Origin of the sequence: Corallococcus macrosporus, assembly GCF_017302985.1 — a bacterium.
GTDB lineage: Bacteria > Myxococcota > Myxococcia > Myxococcales > Myxococcaceae > Corallococcus > Corallococcus macrosporus_A.
On record NZ_JAFIMU010000009.1, the window covers coordinates 42,914 to 66,185 of the forward strand.

Annotated in this window: 16 protein-coding genes; 4 read left to right on the forward strand and 12 right to left on the reverse strand. The window is 72.0% G+C overall.

Annotated elements, in window-relative coordinates:
* The first annotated feature begins 11 nt into the window (after positions 1-11).
* A complete protein-coding gene (locus JYK02_RS28205) occupies positions 12-3,116 on the forward strand; it encodes a cyclic nucleotide-binding domain-containing protein (protein WP_207055683.1) in 3,105 nt (1,034 codons plus the stop codon).
* Between the two features lies 1 nt (position 3,117).
* Here the strand turns inward: JYK02_RS28205 and JYK02_RS28210 are convergent, their stop codons facing one another.
* Positions 3,118-4,617, reverse strand: a complete 1,500-nt coding sequence (locus tag JYK02_RS28210) for a hypothetical protein (protein ID WP_207055684.1) — start codon at positions 4,615-4,617, stop codon at positions 3,118-3,120.
* Positions 4,618-4,668: 51 nt separating this feature from the next.
* Here JYK02_RS28210 and JYK02_RS28215 point away from each other — a divergent pair, with 51 nt between their 5' ends.
* The 3 genes from JYK02_RS28215 to JYK02_RS28225 all read left to right on the forward strand — a co-directional run bounded on the left by JYK02_RS28215 (position 4,669) and on the right by JYK02_RS28225 (position 7,802).
* A complete protein-coding gene (locus JYK02_RS28215; RefSeq protein WP_207055685.1) occupies positions 4,669-6,243 on the forward strand; it encodes a 5'-nucleotidase C-terminal domain-containing protein in 1,575 nt (524 codons plus the stop codon).
* A gap of 102 nt (positions 6,244-6,345) precedes the next feature.
* Complete coding sequence (locus tag JYK02_RS28220; RefSeq protein ID WP_207055686.1) at positions 6,346-7,362, forward strand: stage II sporulation protein M; 1,017 nt, start codon at positions 6,346-6,348, stop codon at positions 7,360-7,362.
* Positions 7,359-7,802 (forward strand): inorganic diphosphatase, encoded by a 444-nt coding sequence (locus tag JYK02_RS28225; protein ID WP_207055687.1) that lies wholly within the window; start codon positions 7,359-7,361, stop codon positions 7,800-7,802. Before JYK02_RS28220 ends, JYK02_RS28225 begins: the two co-directional genes overlap by 4 nt.
* Here the strand turns inward: JYK02_RS28225 and JYK02_RS28230 are convergent.
* The 11 genes from JYK02_RS28230 to JYK02_RS28280 form a co-directional block, all read right to left on the reverse strand.
* A complete protein-coding gene (locus JYK02_RS28230) occupies positions 7,799-8,323 on the reverse strand; it encodes a GNAT family N-acetyltransferase (protein ID WP_207055688.1) in 525 nt (174 codons plus the stop codon). The two genes, JYK02_RS28225 and JYK02_RS28230, sit on opposite strands and share 4 nt — an antisense overlap.
* An 8-nt stretch (positions 8,324-8,331) precedes the next feature.
* Positions 8,332-9,639 (reverse strand): DUF58 domain-containing protein, encoded by a 1,308-nt coding sequence (locus JYK02_RS28235; protein WP_207055689.1) that lies wholly within the window; start codon positions 9,637-9,639, stop codon positions 8,332-8,334.
* A complete protein-coding gene (locus tag JYK02_RS28240) occupies positions 9,636-10,637 on the reverse strand; it encodes an AAA family ATPase (protein WP_207055690.1) in 1,002 nt (333 codons plus the stop codon). Before JYK02_RS28240 ends, JYK02_RS28235 begins: the two co-directional genes overlap by 4 nt.
* Complete coding sequence (locus JYK02_RS28245; RefSeq protein ID WP_207055692.1) at positions 10,634-11,911, reverse strand: DUF4350 domain-containing protein; 1,278 nt, start codon at positions 11,909-11,911, stop codon at positions 10,634-10,636. Before JYK02_RS28245 ends, JYK02_RS28240 begins: the two co-directional genes overlap by 4 nt.
* A complete protein-coding gene (locus tag JYK02_RS28250; RefSeq protein ID WP_207055694.1) occupies positions 11,904-13,793 on the reverse strand; it encodes a DUF4129 domain-containing protein in 1,890 nt (629 codons plus the stop codon). The genes JYK02_RS28245 and JYK02_RS28250 overlap by 8 nt, the downstream gene beginning before the upstream one ends.
* 4 nt (positions 13,794-13,797) lie before the next feature.
* Positions 13,798-14,064 (reverse strand): hypothetical protein, encoded by a 267-nt coding sequence (locus JYK02_RS28255; protein ID WP_120593041.1) that lies wholly within the window; start codon positions 14,062-14,064, stop codon positions 13,798-13,800.
* A 61-nt stretch (positions 14,065-14,125) separates the two neighbouring features.
* On the reverse strand, positions 14,126-15,736 hold the full coding sequence (gene rho / locus JYK02_RS28260; RefSeq protein ID WP_207055696.1) for a transcription termination factor Rho: 1,611 nt from the start codon (positions 15,734-15,736) through the stop codon (positions 14,126-14,128).
* A 261-nt stretch (positions 15,737-15,997) separates the two neighbouring features.
* Positions 15,998-18,484 (reverse strand): signal peptide peptidase SppA, encoded by a 2,487-nt coding sequence (gene sppA / locus JYK02_RS28265; protein ID WP_207055698.1) that lies wholly within the window; start codon positions 18,482-18,484, stop codon positions 15,998-16,000.
* 48 nt (positions 18,485-18,532) lie between these two features.
* Positions 18,533-19,741 (reverse strand): PEGA domain-containing protein, encoded by a 1,209-nt coding sequence (locus JYK02_RS28270; RefSeq protein WP_207055700.1) that lies wholly within the window; start codon positions 19,739-19,741, stop codon positions 18,533-18,535.
* Between the two features lie 28 nt (positions 19,742-19,769).
* Positions 19,770-21,236 carry a PEGA domain-containing protein gene (locus tag JYK02_RS28275; RefSeq protein ID WP_347402603.1) on the reverse strand — a complete coding sequence of 489 codons (1,467 nt, stop codon included), beginning with the start codon at positions 21,234-21,236 and terminating at the stop codon, positions 19,770-19,772.
* 97 nt (positions 21,237-21,333) lie between these two features.
* A complete protein-coding gene (locus JYK02_RS28280; protein ID WP_207055702.1) occupies positions 21,334-23,265 on the reverse strand; it encodes a DNA gyrase/topoisomerase IV subunit B in 1,932 nt (643 codons plus the stop codon).
* Between the last annotated feature and the right edge of the window lie 7 nt (positions 23,266-23,272).

Consider the following 23,272-nt stretch of genomic DNA (forward strand, 5'->3'; position numbering starts at 1 on the left):
TTCCCGCGCCCGTGGCCTCTTCCGAAACCTCATCCTGGAACCGCCGCGTCCTGCCGGCGGGAGCGTTCCAGTTCGCGCTCATCGCTGGGGTGACGCAGCTCAAGACGTCCGCGAACGCGCTGGTGCTGTCGCGCTTCGAGTCCCAGGCGCTGCCGTACCTCTACCTCCTGGGTGCGCTGATGACGGCGTCGCTGACGCTGCTGCCGCGCGGCCGCCCGGACGGGCCCACCGAGTCCCCGGGCATCCTCACCGGGGTGGGCGGGGTGCTGGCGCTGGGGCTGGCGGCGGCGCTGTCCGCGGGGCAGCGCATGCCGGCGCTGGCGCTGTACCTGTTCGCGGACTGCTTCAGCACGTTCGTGTCGTTCCGCTTCTGGGGCCGCATGGCCTCCGCGTTCGACGCGCGCGAGGCGCGCCGGGCGTTCACGGTGCTCAATGGCTTCGGCATGGGCGGCGGCATCGCGGGCGGCCTGCTGGTGCAGGCGCTGGCGGTGCGGCTGGGCACGCCCGTGGTGGTGGTGAGCGGCGCGGTGAGCCTCCTGGCCGCGGGCGCCATCTTCCACCACCTGCACAAGGCGGAGCCCGCGCCGCCCACGCGCACGCGCTCGTTGCAGGCGTGGTTCCCGGCGTGGAGCTACCTGGGCGAGAGCCCGTACGCGCAGGTGCTGGCGGCGCTGGGCATCGCGTTCGCCGTCCTGTCGTCCTTCGTGGACTACCTCTTCCGCCTGCGCGTGGAGGGCACGCTCAGCGAGGACGGGCTGGCGGCGCTGTTCGGTTCGCTCCAGCTATGGATTGGCCTGTTCTGCGTGGCCTTCCAGCTGCTCGTGGCGGAGCGGCTGCTCAAGCGCATGGGCCTGCTGATGTACCTGGCGCTGGTGCCGCTGGTGCTCGCGCCGCTGGCGGGTGCCACGCTGGCCACCGGGCAGCTGTGGCCGGTGCACCTCTTGCGGCTGGTGGAGACGGCGGTGAGCTACTCCATCCTGCCGGTGGGCATCCAGCTGCTCTACGCGGCGGTGCCGGACGAGCAGCGCGAGGGCTTGCGAAGCGCGGTGGACGGCCTGCTACGCAAGGGCGGCGTGGTGCTGGCGGGCCTGCTGCTCATTGGCGCGGGCCGGGGCGCCAACGGCATCACCATGGCGGTGGCGGTGGTGGGGCTGTGTGCCGCGCTGGGCCTCTTGCTCGTGCGCCTCAAGCCCGCGTACCTCACGGCGCTGGGCGAGCAGGTCGGCGCGCACGAGGAGGAAGAGGTCGAGCTGGACAGCGAGGAGCAGAAGCTGCTGGTGGAGGCGCTGGGCGCGCCGACGCCGGAGCGCGTGCTTCGCGCGGTGGACATGCTGGTGCAGGCGGAGGCCGCGCCCCTGCGGCAGCACCTGGCCGCGCTCCTCAGCCACCCCCACGAGCGCGTGCAGGAGCGCGGCGTGACGCTGGCCCTGTCCATGGAGGCGCGCGAGCTGGCGCCCATGCTGGAGCGGCTGGTGGAGGAGGGCCCGCGGCGGCCTCGTGATCAGGCCGTGTGGGCCCTGGCGCGGCTGTCCCCGGAGCGCGCGGAGCGGCTGTTGCCGCCGCTGCTCACCAGTCCCGACGTGGGCCTGCGCTGCGCGGCCATTGGCGCGCTGATGCGCACGCAGGGCAACTCCGCGGCGCTCGAGTCCCTGCGCGAGCTGCTGGCGAAGGGGGACCACGCGCCGGTGGCCGAGCGGCGCGAGGTGGCGCGGCTGTTGGGCCGGCTGAAGGACCCCCGGTTCGCGGGACAGCTGTCGCTTTACCTGGAGGACATGGACATCTCCGTGCGGCGCGTGGCGCTGGTGGCGGTGGGGGAGGGCGGCTACGTGGAGCTGGCGCCGCGCCTCTTGCCGTTCCTCACCTGGCGCGAGGAGCGTCCGGCCGCGCGTGAGTCGCTGGTGCAACTGGGCGACACGGTGACGCCGCTGCTGGAGTTGCAGCTCAACAACAAGGCCGCGCCGCTGGCCATGCGGATGCAACTGCCCCGCGTGCTGCGTGGCATCGGTTCGTCCGCGGCGCTCAACGCGCTGCTGTTCTCCAACGTGCGCGACGACGCGGCCTTGCACTTCCGCATCGGCGCGCAGCTGTCGCGCCTGCGCGAGGAGCAGCCGGACCACCCGGTGGACGTGGACCGCATCCACGAGGCGCTGGGCCGCCGCCGTGACACGTACCGCCAGCTCGTCGGGGCCTTCCGCGACGTGCAGGCGGCGCTGGGGCCCCAGTCGCTGCTCACGCGCGCGGTGGGCGACCGGTTGGATCAGGCGCTGGAGCTGTCGTTCTTCCTGCTGGGCCTCTTGCACCCGCCGCAGGCCATGCGCCGCATCCACCAGCACCTGGTGGGCAGGGATTCCCGGCGCCGGGCCTATGCGCTGGAGCTGCTGGAGAACCTGGTGGCGCCGGCGGAGCGCGAGCTGGTGATGGAGCAGGTGGAGGCCCACCACCGCGAGCTTCCGCCCGGTGCGCCGGGCCGGCTGTGGCGGCGGCTCGCGAACCTCGTGCAGAGTGAGGACCTGGTGCTGCGCGCGTGCGCCCGCCACGTGGCGCGGGTGAACGGCCTGGACGTGCTCCCGCAGGAGGGTGACATGAGCGATACCATCGTCCAACGGATGTTCGCCCTGGAGGGCGTGAGCGTCTTCTCGCAGAGCGACGTGGACGACATCGCCGCCATCGCGGAGGTGGCTCGCGAGGCTTCCTACAAGACGGGCGAGCGGCTCTACAGCCAGGGGGACCCGGGCGACGCGCTCTACGTCATCGTCGAGGGCGCGGTGGACGCGTTCCGCAACGGCGAGCACGTGCTGCGCTTCCAGGCGAAGGAGGCCATCGGCGAGGTGAGCCTGCTGGATGGCGCGCCCCGCCCCACGGACATGGTGGCCGCGGTGGACTCGCGCGTGCTCGTCATCGACCGGCGCGACTTCCTGGACCTGCTCGCGGACCGGCCGGAGCTGCTCACGGGGTTCTTCCGCTCCGTGAGCCAGCAGCTCCAGAGCGTCATCGACCTGCCGGCCCGCCGCGAGGAGGGCCAGCGCCTGGAGCTGGGCGCCCCCCAGCAGCCTCCCGCGCCGCTGGAGGGCATTGGCGGCCTGCCCCCCGAGGGCAACGCGCCCTCCGACGTCTGAGTCAGTCCCCCGCGTCGTGCGGCGGCGGTGACTCGCCGCCCTTGAGCGCGGGCGGCTGCTCGGGGTCCATGCCGATGAGGTGCGCGGACGCCACCGGGATGAACGGCCGCGTGAAGCAGCGGAACGGCGGGAGGCTGCCCACGAAGCGCGTGAACGCGAGCCCCGCGAAGACCCACGGCTGACGCTCCACGGTGGCGATGGGCGCGGCCACGGCTTCCGAGCGCCGCGCGAGGCCCGTCATCATCCAGCGCAGGCCTCCATGGACCGGCAGCAGGCTCCAGGCGCGCACGAACCAGGGCGGCCGCGTGACAGGGGCCATCCAGGCGCGGTCGCTCTTGGCTGCGGTGAAGACGAGCAGCCACCAGAAGCCCCAGAGGCTGCTGAGAAGGGTGAACGACTTCGGAAACCAGAACAGGGGGATGCACAGCAGCACCAGCGCGGGGAACCCCGACACGAACAGCAGGAAGGCCCTCCAGCGGCGCTGGAGCTTGGCGCGCATCCAGGGGACGTTGAGGCGCACGCTCGGGTGGATTTCGGGGTCCTCGGGCGGCACGCCGGTGGCGAGGCTGGCCTCGCGGGAGATGACCGTGTGGTAGTCGCGGGACAGCGCGACGACGATCCACTGCACCGCGCTCAGCGAGCCGAAGAACAGCGCCCAGAACTCCCAGCTGCCCAGGAAGAAGGTGCCGTTGCGCACCTTGGGCGCGTCGACGTTGAACCCCTTCTCCTGGGGCTCCTTCTGGATGCGCGGCCCCTTCCTGTGCGCCTTCTGGACGTCCCGGAGGGACTGCCCCACCTCCGCCCGGATGATGGCGGAGATCTCCTCTCCGAGGGAGTCCTCCGCGTCCTCGGCGTCGCTCGCGTTCTCGTCGGCCTTCGCGGCCGCCTCCTTTGCCTCCCTGTCGGCGGCAGTGGCCTCATCCGCTGCGTCCTCGGCGACCGCCGCGGCTTCCTCCCGCGAGAGGTCGCCGGCCTTCACGGCATTGACGGTCTCTTCGATGAGCGCGCCGAGCGCCTGCTTCATGGCGGCCGAATCGCCCCTGCTCTTCGCGGCCTCCAGCTCCATCGCCCGCTGCTCGATGCGGGCCTTCAATTGCTCGCGCGCGGCCCGCTCCTCGGGCGTCTCCTTCCGCGGCGCCTGCTGCGCCTCCTCTTCTTCCTGCGCCTCCAGTTCGTGGCCGTTGAACTGGTTGAGCGCCCAGGCCGCGGCGATGGCCAGCAGGAACGCGGTCTGCAGCGCGGTCACCTTCACGTAGATGGCGCGCACCACGGGGTTCGCGAGCGTGACGCGGGCGATGTGGAAGGGCAGGGCCGCGCCGTAGAAGAACTGGCGGATGCGGCCCCTGGGCAGCTGGCCCTTCGTGGACTGGAAGTGCTCGGCGCCGCCCCGGACCTCACCCCACAGCTCGGAGGCAAAATTCCGGCCTCGGGAGCCTCCCTGGCCGCTGGGAGTCCCGCCGTCCCTTTCCTCCTGTAAAGGCTTGAAATCCTTGCCTTTCATGCCCGTCATTGGGTCACGCTACCACGTCGGGGATGTGCTAAAGGCCCGGCCGTGAACCCGAACCCTCTCTCGCTGCGTCCCTTCCGTCGTCCTTCCCGCCAGCTCACGCTGTCGTCCGGCGCGCTGGTCCTCGCCTTGGGAGCCCTCGCGGGTTGTGAGAAGACTCCCCCGCCGGCCCCGGCCACGCCCCCTGCGGAGGCGGCGGCCCCCGCGAAGCCCACGGTTCCCCCGGAGGTGACGTTGCTCGTCACCGGCAGCGCCCGTGGCCAGCTCCTGCCCGTCGAGGGCAAGGGCGGGGCCGCGGAGCTGATGGGCCGCTGGGTGACCGATGAAAAGCACTGTGCCGGTCCGCTGAAGGACGGCCAGGCGACCTGTCCGGATGCCGGCACGCTGGCCCTGGCGACGGGCGACCTGTGGACGGGCCCGGCCATCTCCTCCTTCTTCCTGGGGGCTCCGACGGCCGAGGTGATGGGGCACATGGGCTATGCGGCCTCCGCGCTGGGCAACCACGAGCTGTCGTACGCCAAGGATTCCTTCCTGAAGAACCGCGCGGCCGGGGGCTTCCCGTTCCTGGCGGCGAACCTGAAGGTGACGGATGCGTCGCTCGCCAAGGACCTGTCCATGCCCGCGTTCCAGGTCTACGAACGCCGGGGCCTGAAGATTGCGGTGGTGGGCCTCACGTCCCAGAAGACGGTGCGCACGGCGATGTCCGGCCGCGCGGAGGGCCTGGAAGTCACCCCCAACGAGGACGCGCTGAACACCGCGGTGCCCGAGGCGCGCAAGGCGGGCGCGGACGTCGTCGTCATCGTCGCGGACCAGTGCCCCACGGACCTGCAGCCGGTGCTGGCGAAGCACGCGGACTGGAAGGTGTCGCTGGTGGCCGGCGGCCGCTGCGGCACGGACGCTCCGGGCGTGAAGACGGAAGGTGACACCACCTACGCGTCGCTGGGCCGCGGCTTCGAGTCGTACCTGCGCGCGCAGTTCAAGTTCGACCCGGCGAAGCCCGCGGGCCAGAAGGTGACCGGCGTGGACACGAAGGTCGTCCAGGTGTCCGGTGGCACGCCGGACGCGGAGACGGCCAAGCGCATCGCGGAGTGGCAGGCGAAGGTGGACCAGGCGCTGGGCCGGAAGATCGGCTTCACCAAGGCGGGCATCCCGCAGGACTCGCCGCTGATGGCGAAGTGGGTGGCGGGCGCGGTGCGCTCGCAGCTCAACACCGACGCGGCCATCCTCAACAAGGGCGGCATCCGCAACGGCCTGACCAAGGGTGACGTGACGCTGGGCAGCGTGTACTCGGCGATGCCGTTCGAGAACTCGCTGCTCACCGTGAAGCTCAAGGGCGAGGACCTGGCGAAGCAGCTGGCGAATCCGGACGCGCTCGTGGCCGGCTTCACCCAGGCCGGCAAGGGCAAGTTCAAGGACGCGCAGGGCAAGCCGCTGGATCCGAAGAAGGAGTACACGGTGGCCACCGTGGAGTACCTGTACTTCGGCGGTGACGGCTTCGACTTCGAGAAGCTGGACAACGATCCGGCGGAGACGGGCATGGCGTGGCAGACGCCCGTCGTCGAGTGGACCGAGGCCCAGGCCTCCACCGAGGCCAAGCCGCTCGAGAAGCTCATCAAGTAGCGCGTCGCGTTCCTGAAGCACCCGGGGCGCCGGAAGTCCTCCCTCGAGACGGGGAGGGCGGCCGGCGCCTCGTCGTTTCCCGCGCTCGGCTAGAGTGGCCCCATGGAGATGGCGGAGTTCATCGAGACGCGGCGTCCTCGCTGGCAGCAGTTGGAGTCGCTGCTGGACAAGTCCGAGGGCGAGGGGCTGCGCAAGCTGAGCCTGGACGAGGCCCGCTCGCTGGGGAAGCTGTACCGCGCCGTCTCCAGCGACCTGTTGTGGGTGCGCGCGCGCAGCGGCTCCGCGGATGTGAGCGCGTACCTCAACGACCTGGTGGGCCGCGCGTACGCGCTGACGTACCCGGGCCGCCGGCCCCGCTTCGCGGATGTGTGGGCCTTCGTCGCGCGCGGCTTCCCGGCGCTCCTGCACCACGAGTGGCGCATGTACGTGGCGTCGGTGCTGCTGTTCCTGGCGGGCGCGGGCTTCGGCTACGTGGGCATGGTGGTGGATCCGGATGCGGCGCACTACCTGGTGCCCGAGCAGCACCTGAGCATGGACCCCGTGAAGCGCGCCGCCGACGAGGCCGCGGGCAAGGGCATGTCCGTGGAGGAGCAGGCGCAGTTCACGACGTTCCTCTTCACGCACAACATCCAGGTGGCCTTCCTGGCGTTCGCGCTGGGCATCACGCTGGGGCTGGGCACGGCGGTGATGCTGTTCGTCAACGGCCTGTTCCTGGGGGCGCTCGCGCAGGTGTACGCGGCGAAGGGGATGGCCGGGTGGTTCTGGGCGTGGATCCTCCCGCACGGCATCCCGGAGATTACGGCCATCTGCATCGCGGGCGCGGCGGGGCTCGTCATCGCGCGGGGCATGGTGGCGCCCGGGGGACTGTCGCGCGGACAGGCGCTGCGCAAGGAGGCGGTGACGGCGGTGAAGCTGCTGTTCGGCACGCTGGTGCTCTTCGTGCTCGCGGGCTTCATCGAGGGCACCGTGTCGCAGATCCACCCGCCGAAGCTGTCGGTGGCCTTCAAGGTCACCTTCGCGCTGACGGTGGGGGCGGGCGTCTACGCGTACCTGCTGTCGGACTGGCTGCGCGGCCGCAGGGACCGGGCGCGTGCGACGGCGGCGGAGCTGGCGGCATGAGCGGGCCGGACCTGGCCGTGCCTCCGCTGCCGCGCGAGCCGGAGGTGCTGATTGAGTGCCCGCGCTTCTCCATGGTGAAGCGGCGCGCGGATGGCTCCGTGGACTTCGTGTCGCCGCTGCCGTGCCCGTACAACTACGGCTCCATCCCCGGGCTGCTGTCGGACGACGGCGACCCGCTGGACGCGGTGGTGCTGGGGCCGCGCCTGGCACAGGGGCAGCGCGTGCGCGTGCCGGTGGTGGCCGTGCTGGGCTTCATCGACGCGGGGAAGGGCGACCCGAAGGTGGTGTGCGGGACGCACCCGATGACGCCCGCCGAGCGTGCGGGCCTGGAGCGCTTCTTCCGCGTCTACGCCCTGTTCAAGCGCGGCCTGCACCGCGTGCGCGGCGCCGTGCCCGACACGCGCTTCGTGGGCTGGCTGCGCGAGGGGCCCGAGGCCTAAACAAGGGCCCGGCTCATCTTCAGGACCCGGTGCCGCCGGAGCCCCAGCTCGATGGGGCCCACCCATTGCTCCGGCTGGAAGCCCATGCGCTCCCAGAAGCGGCGCCCGGCCGGGTTGTGCTCCAGCACCGCGATGCGCAGCAGCCGGCCGCCGTTCTCGCGCAGGTGGGCTTCGTAGGTCCGCACCACGGCCTCGCCCCGGCCCTGGCCTCGGGCCTCCGGCGCGAAGAGCAGGAGGCCGATGTACCACTCGCCCCGGGCCGGGTAGTCGCGCAGCGCATCCAGCACTCCCACGAGGGCGCCTTGTGCGTCGCGGAGCGCGAACACGTGGCCCTGGCCGGGGGCGAGCCCCGGAGGCCGTTCGGTGTGGAGGTTCCGGGCCTGCTCAGGCAGGGCGGGGCGGCCTTCGGCGAGCTGGTAATAGTCCTCGCAGCGCTCCAGCAGCGGCTGCAGGACGTGCGTCTCGCTGTCGTCCACGGCTTCCGCCGTGAGGTCCGCCGTCTGGAATACCGCCCGGGCCATGCTGCCTCCTAGAGGACGCCGCGTGCCTTGATGTCGAGGTACCGGTTCACCGCCGCGAGGCTCAGCTCGTCCGGCGCCACGTCCAGCATCTGCACGCCGCCCCGGCTCACGCGGGCCTTGAGCACCTCGCGGTCCGTGAGCAGCTCCGACGCCACCGCGTGCTGGAAGGCTTCCTCCGGTCCCGACGGCGGCGTGCGCAGCAGCTTCTGGAGCGCCGTGTCCTTCACGGACAGGCACAGCGGCACGTGGCGGCGCGCCAGCCGGTGCAGTGGGGCCACCAGCGTGCCGGCCTGCTCCTCGTCGAGGAAGTCCGTGAAGACGCACAGCAGGCTGCGCCGGTTGAGGCGGACGTTCAGTTCCTTGAAGAGCGCCAGGTAGTCCACGTACGTGAGGCTGGGCGTCGCGGAGTAGAGCGTGTCCACCAGCTTGCGGTACTGGCCCCTGCCCGCGGCGGGCGGCAGGTAGGCCTTCACGCCGTCCGCGAAGAGGGCCAGGCCCACGCGGTCCCCGTTGCGGATGGCCACGAAGGCGAGGAACAGCGCCGCGTTCACCGCGTGGTCCAGCTTGGTGAGGCCGTCCACCTGCGCCGCCATGGAGCGGCCCGCGTCCACGCAGATGAGCAGCGCCTGTGAGCGCTCCGACTCCAGCACGCGCGTCACCGGCCGGCCCCGGCGCGCGGTGGCCTTCCAGTCCACGTCGCGCACGCTGTCGCCCTGGGCGTAGTCGCGCAGGCGCGCGAACTCGCTGCCCTGGCCGTCGCGCCGCAACTGCCGCAGGCCCAGGTTCACCAGGTCCAGCGCCGCGCCCGACAGGAGCAGCCTCCGCGCGCCTCGCAGGTCCGGGTACACCGACACCGAGCGCTCGGCCGGGAAGGTGCGCTCGTGTGACATGAGCCCCAGCGGGCCGCGCACGCGCACGTGCACCGCGCCGAAGCTGAACTTGCCGCGCTTCGCCGGCGTGGCCCGGTACACCCACTGCGTCTGGCTGTCCGGCGTGAGGCGCAGCGAGGCCTCCGAGGGCTCCGTGGCGAAGGATGGGGGCGCGTCGTCCTTCACGCGCACCTCCACCGTGCCGCCGCCCCGGTGCACCAGCCGCAGCTCGACGCGGTTCGCGACGCCGACGTTGAGGCGCTCCGGCAGCGTGCGCGTCACCTCCAGGCGCACGCGGCGGGCCTGGAGGAAGTCGAACGCGGCCAGGGCCACGGCCAGCGCGTCCAGCGCCAGCACCGCGCCGCCCAGGCCCGGGAAGAAGCCCGCCAGCGCCATGGGCAGCGCGAGCAGGGCGAGCAGCCCCCACAGGCGCTCGGAGGGAATCACCGGGGGACCTCGACGCCCTGGACCACCTCGCGCAGCACGTCCGCGGGCGTGGCCCCGTCCAGCTCCGCGTCCGGCGACAGCAGCAGCCGGTGGCGCAGCACCGGGCCCACGAGGAAGCGCACGTCGTCCGGGGTCACGAAGTCGCGGCCTCGCAGCGCCGCCAGCGCCTTCGACGCGAGCAGCAGGTGCACGCCCGCGCGCGGTCCCGCGCCCAGACGGATGTTGGGCGACCCGCGCGTCGCCGCCACCAGCTTGCGGATGTAACTGAGTACCGGCTGCTCCACGTTGACGGTGCTGAGCGCCGCGCGCGCCTGGAGCAGGCCCTCCTTCGTCACCGCCGCGTTCACGCCCGCGCGGGCCAGGTCGCCCGAGTCGAAGCCCCGGTGGACGGACTCGAGGATGGCGTCCTCCTCCTCCGGCGCGGGGTAGCCCACGTCGATCTTCAGGAGGAAGCGGTCGAGCTGCGCCTCGGGGAGCGGGTACGTGCCTTCCGACTCCACCGGGTTCTGCGTGGCGAACACCGTGAACATGGGCGACAGCTGGAGGTTCTTGCCCTCCAGCGACACGGCGCGCTCCTGCATCGCCTCCAGCAGCGCGGACTGCGTCTTCGCCGGGGCGCGGTTGATTTCATCCGCCAGCAGCAGGTCCGTGAAGATGGGGCCTCGCGCGAGCACGAAGGCCTGCGACTTCAGGTCGAAGACGCTGGTGCCCAGGATGTCCGCGGGCATCAGGTCCGGCGTGAACTGGATGCGCTTGAAGTCCGCGCCCACGCTGCGCGACAGCGCCTTGGCCATCAGCGTCTTGGCCACTCCGGGCACGCCCTCCAGGAGGATGTGCCCGCCGGCCACGAGCCCGCAGAGCATCAGCTCCAGCGGCTCGTCCTGCCCGACCACGGCCTTGCGCACCTCCGCGAGGACGCCCTCGCGGATGGCGTTCGCGGACCGCACGGCGTTGCCACTGTCCGGGAGGGGAGGAGGGGAGAAGGGCGGGGCGTTCATGGGGTTCCGGGTCGAGGCCGGCCGGTGCCGGCGGGGTGGATGCGCTCGCGCAGGTGCGCGGCGGAAGTGGCGAGGGCCTGGAGGTCCGCGTCCTTCAGGACGGCGGTGGCCTGGTGGTTCACTTCGAGCAGCCCGTTGGCCAGGTCCTGACGGCCTCGCGAGCGGAGCCCTTCCGCGACGGCGTCGGCGGTGGAGTGCGAGGGCAGGCCCGCGAGCGGCGCCAGTTGCTGCGTGAGGCCGCGCGAGATGAGGCTCGCGGCGAAGGCGTGGTGCTGGCCCTCGCGGTACAGGCGGCTCATGGCGAAGAGGGCGTCCGTGGCGCCCACGCGCATGGACTCGGCGGGGGGCTGGGGACGGCCGAAGCGCTTCAGCGCGCCCGCCCACAGCACGACGCCCAGCAGGAGCTGCGCGACGGCGAAGTGCAGGCCGTAGCGGCGCGCGAAGTCCACGAGCGAGCGCTCGTTGGTGAAGCCGTGGTGGAACTCGTCGAAGGCGAAGGGGCCGGGGCCCATGGCGCCCAGCGCGCTCAGCCAGAACTGCGCGTTGTCCGCGCGTGCGAGCGCCGGGTTCATCGCAAGCTCGGGAGCACCCACCACCAGCACCCGCCCCGCGCCCTCGGAAATCACCGCCGCGACGGGGAAGCCCAGCCGCTCGTCCTCCAGCACGGTGACCGCGCCCTCCGGAAGCCGGAGGTAGGCCTGGACCTTCGCCTCCACGCGCTCGACGCCCAGCGTGTACGGCGTGGGCAGCGGGGGCACCAGCGTGCGCATGGGCAGCGTCACGTCCGCCTTGTCCAGCTTCACGCCCAGCGCGTCCAGGAGCGCGTTCTCACGCGAGCCCCAGGGCACGTACACGAGCGACGCTCCGGCCCGGACGTGGGCCAGCACGCGCTCCACCTCGTCGTCGTCCAGTTGCTGCGCCCTGAGCGCGTTGAAGCCCTGGTGCGGGGCCTCCTCGTCGTCGACGCCCGCGTCCGGATCCGAGGCGAGCCGCGTCTGATCCGGATCCTCCTCGTGCGAGTCCTGGACCTCCACGGCGAGCAGCACCAGCGCGTCCTTGCCGGAGAGCAGGCGCAGGTCCGCCATGTTGCGCGTCACCGGCAGGCCGCTCTCCTGCGCGAGCAGGTACAGGGCGCGCGCGCCGTCCGGCTCCGCGCGGAAGGTGGACAGCGGATCCGCGAAGCCGCCGCGCTGGGCGCCGCGCACCAGGAACGTCCCCAGCACGCCCGCGAGCAGCAGGCTCCCCAGCACGAGCAGCGGGAAACGGTCACGCACCGGCGGCCTCCTGCGCGGGCGGCGCGGCGAGCAGCGGGGCGGTGAGGGCGCGGAACTCGGTGTAGCCGTCAGCACTCACGGGCACGTTGCCGTACCACGCGAAGTCGAAGCGGCGCGTCAGCTCGCGGAACGGGGTCTTCACCTCGGGGCGGCCCCGGAACGCGCGCAGGTAGTCCCAGTTGGAGAGGGTCTCGTCGTAGTGGATGGCGCCGTCGCGGTGCAGGCGCGACAGCAGCGCGAGGTAGAGGTTGCGCACCGCCTCGCGGTACTCGCCCTTCGCGGCCAGCGCATCGGCCAGGTGCGCCCAGCCTTCGGGGGGACGAGACAGCGCGTGGTCCGGGTTGTCCGCGAGCGCCGCCGCGTCCACGGTGCGCACATCCAGCGCCGGGCCCGCTTCCCCGCGCTTGCGCCGCAGGACGCTGACGAGCACCACGCCCAGCACCGCCAGCGTCAGCGCCACCAGGATGACGACGAGGACGTCGGCCGCCGCGCCGCCGCTCAGGGGCAGGGCCGTCTCCCGTGACCGGGGCTGCGGGTTGTTGCGCTTGAAGAAGTCCTTCAGCCACGCGCCCAGCTTGTCCATGAGGCGGCGCCACCAGCTCGCCTCCGGAGGGACCTCCTCCTCCTTGGGCTCGGACAGGGCCTTCTCCGGGCGGTCCTGGAACTCCGGCCGCGCGAGGATGGCCCGCGCCCGGTCCGTCGCCGCACGGGCGTCCGCGCGCGCCTGGGCCTCGGCGGTGGCCGTCACCTGCGCGAGCCCTTCCTCCAGCGTCACCGCCGCGCCCTCGCAGTCCTCGTTGTCGAAGGCCTCCTGCTCCAGGCGGCGCACGAAGCGCTCCAGCTTGGCCGTCTCGCGCGCGTCCAGCGCATCGAAGTCGCGGAGCGCCGTGCCCTCCACCTGCTCAGGCAGCTCACATTCCGTCGCGACCTTCACCAGCCGCGCGCGCACGGCCTTGCGGTCCACGGGGGCTGATTCCGGAGCCGCTTCGGCCGGAGCGGGCACCGCGAGCAGCAGGCCCGTGGCGAGGAGCAGCGCGGCGGCGGCGCCCTTCGATGCCAGCGCACCCCCGCGCTTCGTGCTCCGCTCCGGCAGTTGCTGCACGGCGGCCAGCAGGTCCAGGCCCTCCTGCCGCACGCGCCCGTCCACCAGGAGCAGCGTGGCGGTCGCCGCGCGCAGGGGCTCGAAGAGGGCGAACGTCGTGGCCGCGAGGAACACGAGCCACGGCGGGTTGTCCAGCGACGCGAACCGCTCCGCGAACGTCAGGTCGATGCCCACGAGCTGCCGCCCGAGGTACAGCAGGAAGTTGAAGCCCACGTGCAGGTTGAAGAACACCAGCACCTGGATGCTCATCAGCCAGCGCACCGCGGTGGCCGTCCCGCGCGCCGGGCCCAGCAGCCGCGAACCCAGGGTGTACAGCTTCAGGGGGCTGCCGCGCCCCTGCATCGTCGCCGCGTAGCCCACGCCCTGCGCGGAGAGCAGCATCGTCGCGATGCCCAGGGAGAACATCAGCGTCAGCACGTTGAAGAACGCCAGGTACGCCACGGCGATGAACAGGCTGGGCAGCCGCGCCAGCGCCGCGCGCAGGGACTGCCGCACGGAGGGCTCCGCCTTCGCGCCCAGCAGCACCTCCTGCACGTAGTGGCACGCCGCGCCCTGACCCACGCCGCGCAGGAACCACGCGAGCGTGACGTACAGCGCGGGCAGGGTGGGGGAGCGCCCATGGTCCACGGCGTCCACCAGGTGCAGCAGCGCGGCCACCACCGCCGCGCCCCCCGGCAGCGTGAGCGCCCAGACGCCCGCGTCGCGCGCGCACAGCCGCAGCGCCGCGTCCATCAAGGCCACCGGACCCCGGGGGCGCAGTTCCAGTGCGGAGACGGCCATCGCGCTAGCCCACCGCGTGCGCGGCCAGGAGCACGCCGCCCCAGACGAGCACGACGCCCACGAGCGCCAGCACCACGTGCGTCACGCTCCACTCGCGCCGGGGCGGCGGCCCCTCCAGCGCCTTGCGGCGCGTGTCGAGGCAGCTGGCGCAGCGGTTGATGCCCTCGAACTGCGTGGTGCACTCGCGGCAGATGACGCGCCGGCACTCCACGCAGACGCCCAGGCCCGCGCGGTCCGGGTGGTAGTGGCAGCGGCCCGAGCCCTGAATCATGCGCTCACCTTACGCAATCCAGGGCTCGCCACACCACCCCCGCGCGGGCGGGAATCCGGGCCTACAACTCGTCGAAGAACTCGTCGTTGTAGGTGTAGCGGCCCAGCCGTTTGACGAGCGCCTCCATGGCCTCCACCGGCTTCACGGAGAAGAGCATCTGCCGCAGCTTCTTCACCTTCTCGTACTCGCGCAGGGTGAAGAGCTTCTCCTCCTTGCGCGTGCCGGACTGGGCGATGTTGATGGCCGGGAAGACGCGCTTCTCCGCGAGGAGGCGGTCCAGGGTGACCTCGGAGTTACCCGTGCCCTTGAACTCCTCGAAAATCACCTCGTCCATGCGGCTGCCGGTGTCGATGAGCGCCGTGCCGATGATGGTGAGCGAGCCCGCCTCCTCCGTCGCGCGCGCGGCGCCGAAGATGCGCTTGGGGCGCTCCAGGGCGCGGCTGTCCACGCCGCCCGTCATGGTGCGGCCGGAGCTGTCGACCTCCTTGTTGTAGGCGCGCGCCAGGCGGGTGATGGAGTCCAGGAGGATGACGACGTCCTTGCCGGACTCCACCAGCCGGCGGGCGCGCTCCAGCGCGAGCTCCGCGACCTTGAGGTGGTCGCCCGTGGGCCGGTCGGAGCTGGAGGCGATGACCTCCGCCTTGATGCTCCGGCGCATGTCCGTCACTTCTTCCGGGCGCTCGTCGATGAGCACCACCATGACGTGGCACTCCGGGTGGTTCTGGATGATGGCCTGCGCGATGCGCTGGAGCATGATCGTCTTGCCCGTCTTGGGCGGGGCGACGATGAGCGCGCGCTGACCCTTGCCGATGGGCGCGATGAGGTCCAGCACGCGCGTGACCATCTCCTTGTGGCCGTTCTCCAGCTTCAGCCGCTCGGTGGGGTCCACGGAGGTGAGGTCCGCGAAGTGGGGCAGCCGGGGCGCGCCGTCCAGCGGGCGGCCGTCCACCGTGTCCACCTTCTGGATGACGCCCTTGTGGCCGCGCATCTGCGCGAACGCGGTGAGGTACTGGCCCTGCCGCAGGCGCAGCTTCTGCACCAGGTTCTTGGGCAGCTCCGGGTCGTCCGGCGACGCCAGCAGGTTGCGCTTCACCTGACGCAGGAACGCGTTGGGGCCCTTGGCCTCCGTGTCCAGCACGCCCTCCACGGGCGCCAGGTTCTGCTGCTGCTGTCCGCCCTGCTGGTGCCCGCCGCCGCGCTGCTGCTGCTGGTGGCGCGGGTGCTCGTGGCGCTGCTGCTGCGGCTGACCGCCGTCCTGCTGGGGACGGGCCTCCTGGCCCTGCGGCTGGCCGCCGCCCTGGGGCTGCTGCTGTTGCTGCTGCGCCTGGCGCTGCTTGTACTGCTCCAGCTCCTGGGGCGTCAGGAACACCTGCACCTGTTGCCCGTCCGGGCCGGGCTGCATGCGGTAGGCCTGGCCCTCCGGGGTGAAGTGCACCTGCGCGCCACGACGGCGGCGGCGGCGGCGGCGGCGGCGTCCACCCTGGCCCGCGGGGCCTCCGGGCGCGCCGTTCTGCGCGGCGCCTCCCGCGGAGGCTTCACCCTCGTCAGGGCCCTCGTCGTCTCCGCCGTCATCGCCGCCGTCGTCATCCGCCTCGGGGGGCGGAGGGGGACGGGCGGCCGCGGGCGGGGGCGGCGGGTTGCGGGTCTCGGGGTTGTCGGAATTCTCGCTCATGGGGCTCCACGCGTGACGGCCCTTGAGGGCGACGGCCACAGGGGGCCGCCGGGGACGTCAGGAAGCAGGTTTTGGGACAGGAAGCCGGACGCGGGGCCTGCGAGAAGGCCGAAACCGCCGGTTCCTGAAACCCCCCGACGGCCCTAGCGCCGGCCGGGAGGCACTCACCACCCTAACAGAGCGCCCGGATGGGGCGCCCGCAATTTCGCCGTCCGTGTGCGTGGGCTGTCCACCCGGTGACCTCCCCGGGCTCGGAGCCCCTCAGCGGATGCGCACGCGGAAGGGCATCATGGCCTTCAGCCCGGGGCGCAGGAGCTCGGGCGACCCCAGCCCCACCTCCCGGGCGAGCACGGACAGTGCCTCCGGCGGGTGCTCCGGTAGCGCGGGCAGCAGCAGCCCCGCCAGCGCGTGCACGCCCGGCTCACCGCCCAGACCGGAGAGGAAGCCGCGCGCGTCCCCCATGACGTCCAGCTCCAGGTCCTCCGCGGGGGGCACCTTCGCGCGCTTGCGAGCCGACGCGACGGCCTCCGGCAGGCCACCCAGCCCGTCCACCAGCCCCCGGGCCAGCGCGTCCGTGCCGCTCCACACGCGGCCGCGCGCCACGGCGTCCACCTTCGCCTTGTCCATCTTCCGGTTGCGGGCGACCTCCGTGATGAACGTGTCGTAGGAGTCGTCCACCCAGGTCTGCACCGCGGCCTGCTGCTCGGGCGTCCACGGCTTCCACCACTCCAGGAGGTCCGCCAGCTCACCGCGCTTGAGCGTCTCCTGGTTCACCCCCAGCTTCATGCCCAGGCCCTCCAGCGCGGGCTTCGGGTAGAAGACGCCGATGCTGCCCGTGAGCGTGGTGGGCTCCGCCAGCACCTCGTCCGCGGCCACCGCCGCGTAGTAGCCGCCGGACGCCGCCGCGTCGCCCATGGAGGCGACGACGGGCTTGTGCTTCTTCGCCTCCAGCACCGCGCGGTACATCAGGTCGGACGCCAGCACGTCGCCGCCGCCGGAGTCCACGCGCAGCACGATGGCCACCACGGACGGGTCCTCCTGCGCCGTCTGCAGCGCGCGCACCACCGTCTCCGCGCCCGCCAGTTGCGCGAAGCCCAGCGGATCCTCGCGGCTGCGGCCCCCGGTGATGTCGCCCAGCACCGGCACCACCGCGATGCGGCGGCGAAGGCCCCAGCGGTTCTCGCGTTCGTCGCGCGGCGAGTACGCCGGGTGGAAGCGCAGGCCGGGGAACCACTCCTTCACGCGCGCGTCCAGCTCCGTGGCGGACACCACGCCGTCCAGCAGGCCCGCCGCCTGCGCCCGCTTCGAGGACAGGATGCCCTGCGCCCATGCGGCGCGCAGCTTCTCCGGGGGCAGCTTGCGCCCCGCCTCCACGGCCTTCTCGTAGTGCGACACCTGGGCGTCCAGGTACGCGTCCAGCGTCTCGCGCTCCGCGGGGCTCATGTCGGAGCGGGTGAACTGCTCCATCGCCGTCTTGTACTCACCCACGCGCGCCACGTCCCAGTGCACGCCCAGCTTCTCCATGGTGCCGCCCAGCGACGTCACCGTGGCGGCCAGGCCGTTGATGGGCAGCGCCGCCTCCGTGAGCGCGTAGACGCTGTCCGCCGCGGACGCCACCAGGTAGCTGCGGTCGTCCCCGGACAGCATCACCACCACGACCTTCTTGCCCGCCTCGCGCAGCGTGAGCAGCGCGCGGCGCAGCTCCTCCGCCGTGCCCCAGCCCACGCCGGGCAGGCCCTCCATCTTCAGCACCACGCCCTTGAGCCGCTCGTCGCGCGTGGCCAGGTCCAGGAACTTCATCAGGCGCAGGTACGGGTCCTCCTCGCTCACGCCCAGCAGCGCCAGCGCGGGGCTCACGCCGCCGGACAGCATGTCGTCCAGGTCCACGAGCGCCACCACGCCGCCGCCGCCGTGCACGGAGCGGTAGCGCTCCGAAGACAGGCGCAGCGCCAGCACGTGGTCCAGGCCGTCCCCGGCGCCGCCCGCCGCGTACGTCAGGCCCGCGTGGCCCAGGTCCACCGTGGCCGCGAACTGGAGCGCCAGCGGGATGCCACTGACGAAGCCGTGGGACAGGCCGCCGCCCAGCCGCAGGCCGGGCACCACCTCCGCCTGGAGCGTGTACGTCGCCTGGCCCTCCCGGAAGCCGCCTTCGGCGAAGAGCCAGTCCACGCCCAGCGTGTAGCGCTCGTCCAGCGGGCGGATGCCCACGCCGAAGTTGTAGCGGCGCGGCAGCTTGAGGCCGTCCTGCTCCGGCGCGTTCACGTCCTTGGCCACCGCGGCCAGCGACAGGGCGCGGAAGGGGCGGGCGGTGAGGCCCACGTCCCAACTGGTCAGGTCGCCGATGCGGCGGTCATCCGAGCTGCTGAAGTCGTGCAGGGCGGCGCCCAGCTGCAGCGTGCGGGGGCCCAGCGACAGGCCGAAGGACGTCTTGCGGTAGTCCGGCGCGTTCTCCCCGCGGATCCACTCCAGGGAGAAGCCCGCGCCCATTCCCAGGAGGCGCGTGCCCAGGAACACCGCGTCACCGACGGAGTCGGACTCGAGGTTGCGCTCGTGGAGGTAGAAGAGCTGCCCCGCGTCCTGGAAACCCAGGCCGGCGGGGTTGAGCGACAGGGCGGGCGCCTCGTCGATGAGCGCCGCGTTGGTGGGCGGCAGCGTGACGCCCCGGGGCGGGGCGGGGGCGCGGTCGACGGCGCCCGTCTGGGCGAGCGCGAGGCCGGGGAGGAGGGCGAGCAGCGGCAGGTGGCGCATACGGCCCGGGACTCTAGAGGTGAGCCGTCCCGGGACAAGCGCCGCGTGCTACCAGTCCTCGGTACCCGACACGTTATCCAACGGATCATCCCCGGAGTGCTTCTTGACGGACTGTCGGCTGTTGCCGCCCCGGTCCTCCGAACCCCAGTCCTCCGCGCCGTTGCGGTTGTCCAGGGGGTCGCGCTTCTTCACGACCTGTTCGCCCTCGCTGTTGATGAGCTGGTTGACCACCCGCTCCATCTCCGACTTGAGCTGACCGTACTCGTCGCCCTGGAGCACCAGCCTGCGCGAACCCAGCCGCTTGCCGCTCTTGATGTCGAAGAAGCCCACCGACAGCTCCGTGCCGCGCTCCGGGATGACGCGCACGGTGCCCACCATGGCGCGGTCCAGGCTCAGCGACTTGCCCAGCGAGGCGACGGCGTTGGCCGGCTTGTCGCTGCCGCGCGACACGTCCGGCACCACCTTGTCCAGCTGCGCGTCATAGGCCTTGTAGGTGGCCGTCGGCGACAGCGCGGTGGTGACCTCCACGTCGTCCGGGGTGACTTCGGCGATCTGTCCGAACTGGCGGAAGCCCGGCCGCTCCATGCGCACCAGGTGCTTGCCCACCGGCAGCGTGGGCAGCGTCACCGGGGTGTAGCCCACCGGCTCGCCGTCCACGTAGACGCGGGCACCCGCGGGACGGGACTTGAAGGTGGCGCTGCCGCGCAGCTGCGAGGTGCGGCTTGTCGCCACCTGCACGCGCAGGCTCATGAAGTCCCGGCTGAAGCGCTTGGGGTTCAGCTCGAAGGTGGGGTTGAGCGCCATCAGGTCGATGAGCAGCAGCTTCGCCTCCTCCACGTCCCCGCGCAGTTGGAGGATGGCGCCGTGCAGCGCCAGCGCGTCGCACAGCGGGAAGCAGGAGGTCATCGCCGCGACGGAGCCCTCCACTTCCTTGAGGGTGGCGCGCACCTTGCGCTCCGCGTCCTCGTAGTCGCGCGCTTCGAAGGCCTTGAGGCTCTCCTCGTAGCCCTTCTTCGCGCGCTGGAAGGACGCCTGCGCGGCGGGGTCGTCCGGCAGGCCGAACAGGTCGCGCGGCTTTCGCACCGAGTAGCTGGCGAAGTTGCCGAGCGCGTCGTTCATGTAGCTCTCCATCTGCACCCCGGAGGACTCGGACGACGGGTCCATGGGGATGAGCAGCGCGGAGATGCGGCCCGGTGAAGGGGAGGCTGACAGCGCCAGGGCGGGCAGCAGCACGAGCGCGAGCGGAAGGGCTTTCATGAGGAGTCCTGTGCGCTTGACGCCCGGCCTAGAAGGAAATTCCACCGGGGAAGCCATTGACCGGGTTGTAGCCGCCGCCGCGGTCCGTCGTGGCCACGTACACCACGCCCGCCGTCACTGCCGCCACTCCCGCCGCCGCCGCCCAGAACCAGGGCTTGCGCAGCACGGAGTCGCTGGAGGACACGGAGTCCTTCTGCTCCTTGCGGTTCTGGGGCAGGGCGGCGCCCGCGAGGAAGGTGTGCAGCTGGTCCGCGGCCGCGTCCGCGCTGCCCTTGCCGTCGCGCTTGCCGAAGTCCACCTCCACGCCGCGCAGGCGGTTCTTCGTGCGCAGGTCCCACGCCTGCACCTCACCGTGCAGCCGGCCCTTCTTGTCCTGGAAGGACGCCGCCAGCACCACGTAGCGGGCGTTGAGCCGCTCGCCGATGGCGCCCACTTCCGGGGGCACGCCGTCCGCGTCGAACGCGGCTTCCGTGCCGGCCTTCGCCGCCGCGTCACGCAGCGCGGACAGGCCCGGCGCGGAGGCCAGCTTCGTCTTCAGCTCCGTGGGGGCGGAGGGCTTCACCTCCGTGTACGCCGCGAACGGGGCGTAGCCCGGCAGCACCACCTGCACGGGGTAGTGGCCCGGGGCCAGCTTCGCGCCGGCCAGCGGCGTCACGCCCACCTCGCGGCCGCGCACCAGCACGCGCGCGCCCTGGGGCTGGGAGTTCACCACCAGCGTGCCCTGCGGCTGCGCGTTCAGCTCCGTCTGCGCCTCCGCGAACACCCGCTGCACGTCCTGGCCGAACAGGCCCGCGTCCGGGCGCAGCGACGGCTCCGCCAGCAGCGCGTTCGTGAAGGCCGCCTTCGCGCCGGCCACGTCGCCGTTGAGCAACTGCGACGCGCCCTGGAAGAGGTACGTCTCACCCAGCTTCTCCGGGCGCAGGTCGCCGGGGCGCTGCACGTAGGCGTCCGCGGCCGCCTTGAACTTCACCGCCGCGGTGTCCGGGTCCAGGTTGTCGTACGCCGCGCGGCCCTCGTCGAAGAGGGCGTCCCCCTTGGGGTTGCCCTGCGGCTCCGGCGGCGGGAAGGCGGTGGCCAGGTCCACGAACTGGATGTCGCCCGCGGTGCCCAGCTTCCGGGTGAGCGTGTCCTCCAGCTTCGCCGCGGAGTCCGTCGCGGCCGGCTGGCGGGCCACGCCGAAGATGGCGACGGCGTTGGAGGGCGCCGCGCGCACCACCGCGGCCGGCACGTCCGCCATCTTCGGGAGGTTGGGCTTGGCCGGAGCGGCCGGGGCCGGGGCCGGGGCGGCCGCCTTGGGCGCCACGGGCGCGTCCGACACGGGAGCCACTTCATCCGGTGGGGTGAAGGTCTCCTCGGGGACGGGCGCGGGCACCTTCTTGGTGGCGGCGGGGCGCTTCTTCTTCGCGGCGGACTTGCGCTTGGTGGCGGCGTCGGCGGCGGGAGCGCTCAGCACACAGGCGAGCGCGACAGTCAGGGCAAGACGGGCAGTGTTCACGATGCGGCGGATGCTAGCCGACCGGCGGGGCGGAAGACCAATGCTGCACCCGGGACGGAATCGCGCCCGTCCCGGGTGTGCGGGGACTCCCGCTTTCTCAGACGTCCAGCTCCTGGACTTCGCCGGCCTGCTCGGTGATGAACTTGTAACGCGCCGAGACATCCTTGCCCATCAGGTCGTTGATGATGCGGTCGGTCTCCAGCGCGTTGTCGATGGTGACGCGCAGGCTGATGCGGTTCTTCGCATCGAGCGTCGTGGTCTTCAGCTCATCGGCGGTCATCTCGCCCAGACCCTTGAAGCGCATGATGTTGGGCTTGGCGTTGCCCTTGGCCTTCTCGCGGATGATGCGGTCGCGGTCCGGCTCGTCCAGGGCCCAGTACGTCTCCTTGCCAATGTCCACCCGGTACAGCGGCGGCTGGGCGATGTGCACCGCGCCGGCTTCAATCAGGGGCCGCAGGTGCCGGTAGAAGAACGTGAGCAGCAGCGTGGCGATGTGGTGGCCGTCGCTGTCCGCGTCCATCAGCAGGAAGACGCGGCCGTAGCGCAGCTTCGTGATGTCGAAGTCGGACCCGATGCCGCAGCCCAGCGCGCTGACGATGTCCTGGAGCTCCTTGTTGGTGGCCACCTTGTCGGTGGACGCCTGCTCCGCGTTGAGCACCTTGCCGCGCAGGGGGAGGATGGCCTGGGTGCGCCGGTCGCGGCCCTGCTTGGCGGAGCCGCCTGCGGAGTCACCTTCCACGATGAACAGCTCGCTCGTCGAGGGGTCCGTGGACGAGCAGTCCGCCAGCTTCCCGGGGAGGTTGAGCCGGTGGCTCACCGCGGACTTGCGGCTGATGGCGGCGGAGGCCGCGCGGGACGCCTCACGCGCGCGGGCGGCCAGGATGATGCGCGCCAGCAGCGCTTCCGCGATGGACTTGTTGTCGTTGAACCACTTCTCCAGCACCGGGCGCACGGCGCCGTCCACCTGCGCCGTCGTCTCCGGGTTGTTGAGGCGGCCCTTCGTCTGCCCCTGGAACTGGGGCTCCACCACGTACACGGAGAGGATGGCGGTGATGCCCTCGCGGATGTCCTCCGCGGTGAGCGACACGCCCTTGGGCGTCAGGCCGTGCGTCTCGATGTAGTTGCGCATCGCCTTGACGATGGCCGCCCTCAAGCCCGCCTCGTGCGTGCCGCCCAGGTTCGTGGGGATGCCGTTGACGTACGAGCGGATGTGCTCGTCCGTGGCCTCCGTCCACGCCAGCGCCACCTCCAGCCGGACCTCGTTGTCGCGCGAGAAGTAGAACGGCGTGCCGCCCGCGGGGACGATGGGCTTCTGGCGCTCGGAGACGACCTTGGTGAGGTACTCGGCAATGCCGCCGTCGTGCTTGAACGTCTCCGACACGGCGGGCGTGGCCGTCTCGTCCTTCCAGACGACCGTCATCCCCTTGTGCAGGTAGCTCTTCGCCTCCAGGCGCTCGCGCACCAGGGCCGCGTCGAACTTCTGCTTCTCACCGAAGATCTCGGAGTCCGGCTCGAAGGTGATGGACGTGCCGGTGCCGCGCGCGGGGCCCTCCACCTTGAGGGGGCTGGTGGCCTTGCCGCGCGCGTACGTCTGCACGTGGCGCTTGCCGTCCTTCTTGATTTCGATGACCAGCTTGCTGGTGAGCGCGTTCACCACGGAGCTGCCCACGCCGTGCAGACCGCCCGAGTGGATGTAGTTGCCCTGCTCGAACTTGCCGCCCGCGTGCAGCGTCGTGAGGATGACCTCCACGGCGGGCTTCTTGTGCTTGGGCATCATGTCCACGGGGATGCCGCGCCCGTTGTCCACGACGGTGATGGACTTGCCACCCTTGTGCAGCGTGACCTCGATGAGGGAGGCGTAGCCGTTGATGACCTCGTCCACCGAGTTGTCGACGATCTCCCAGAGGAGGTGGTGGTAGCCCGTGCTGTCGGTACCGCCGATGTACATGGCCGGGCGCTTGCGCACCGGCTCCAGGCCTTCCAGGACCTGGATGTCCGCGCCTGTGTAGCTTTCCTTCTTGGTCGCCATGGCCTTC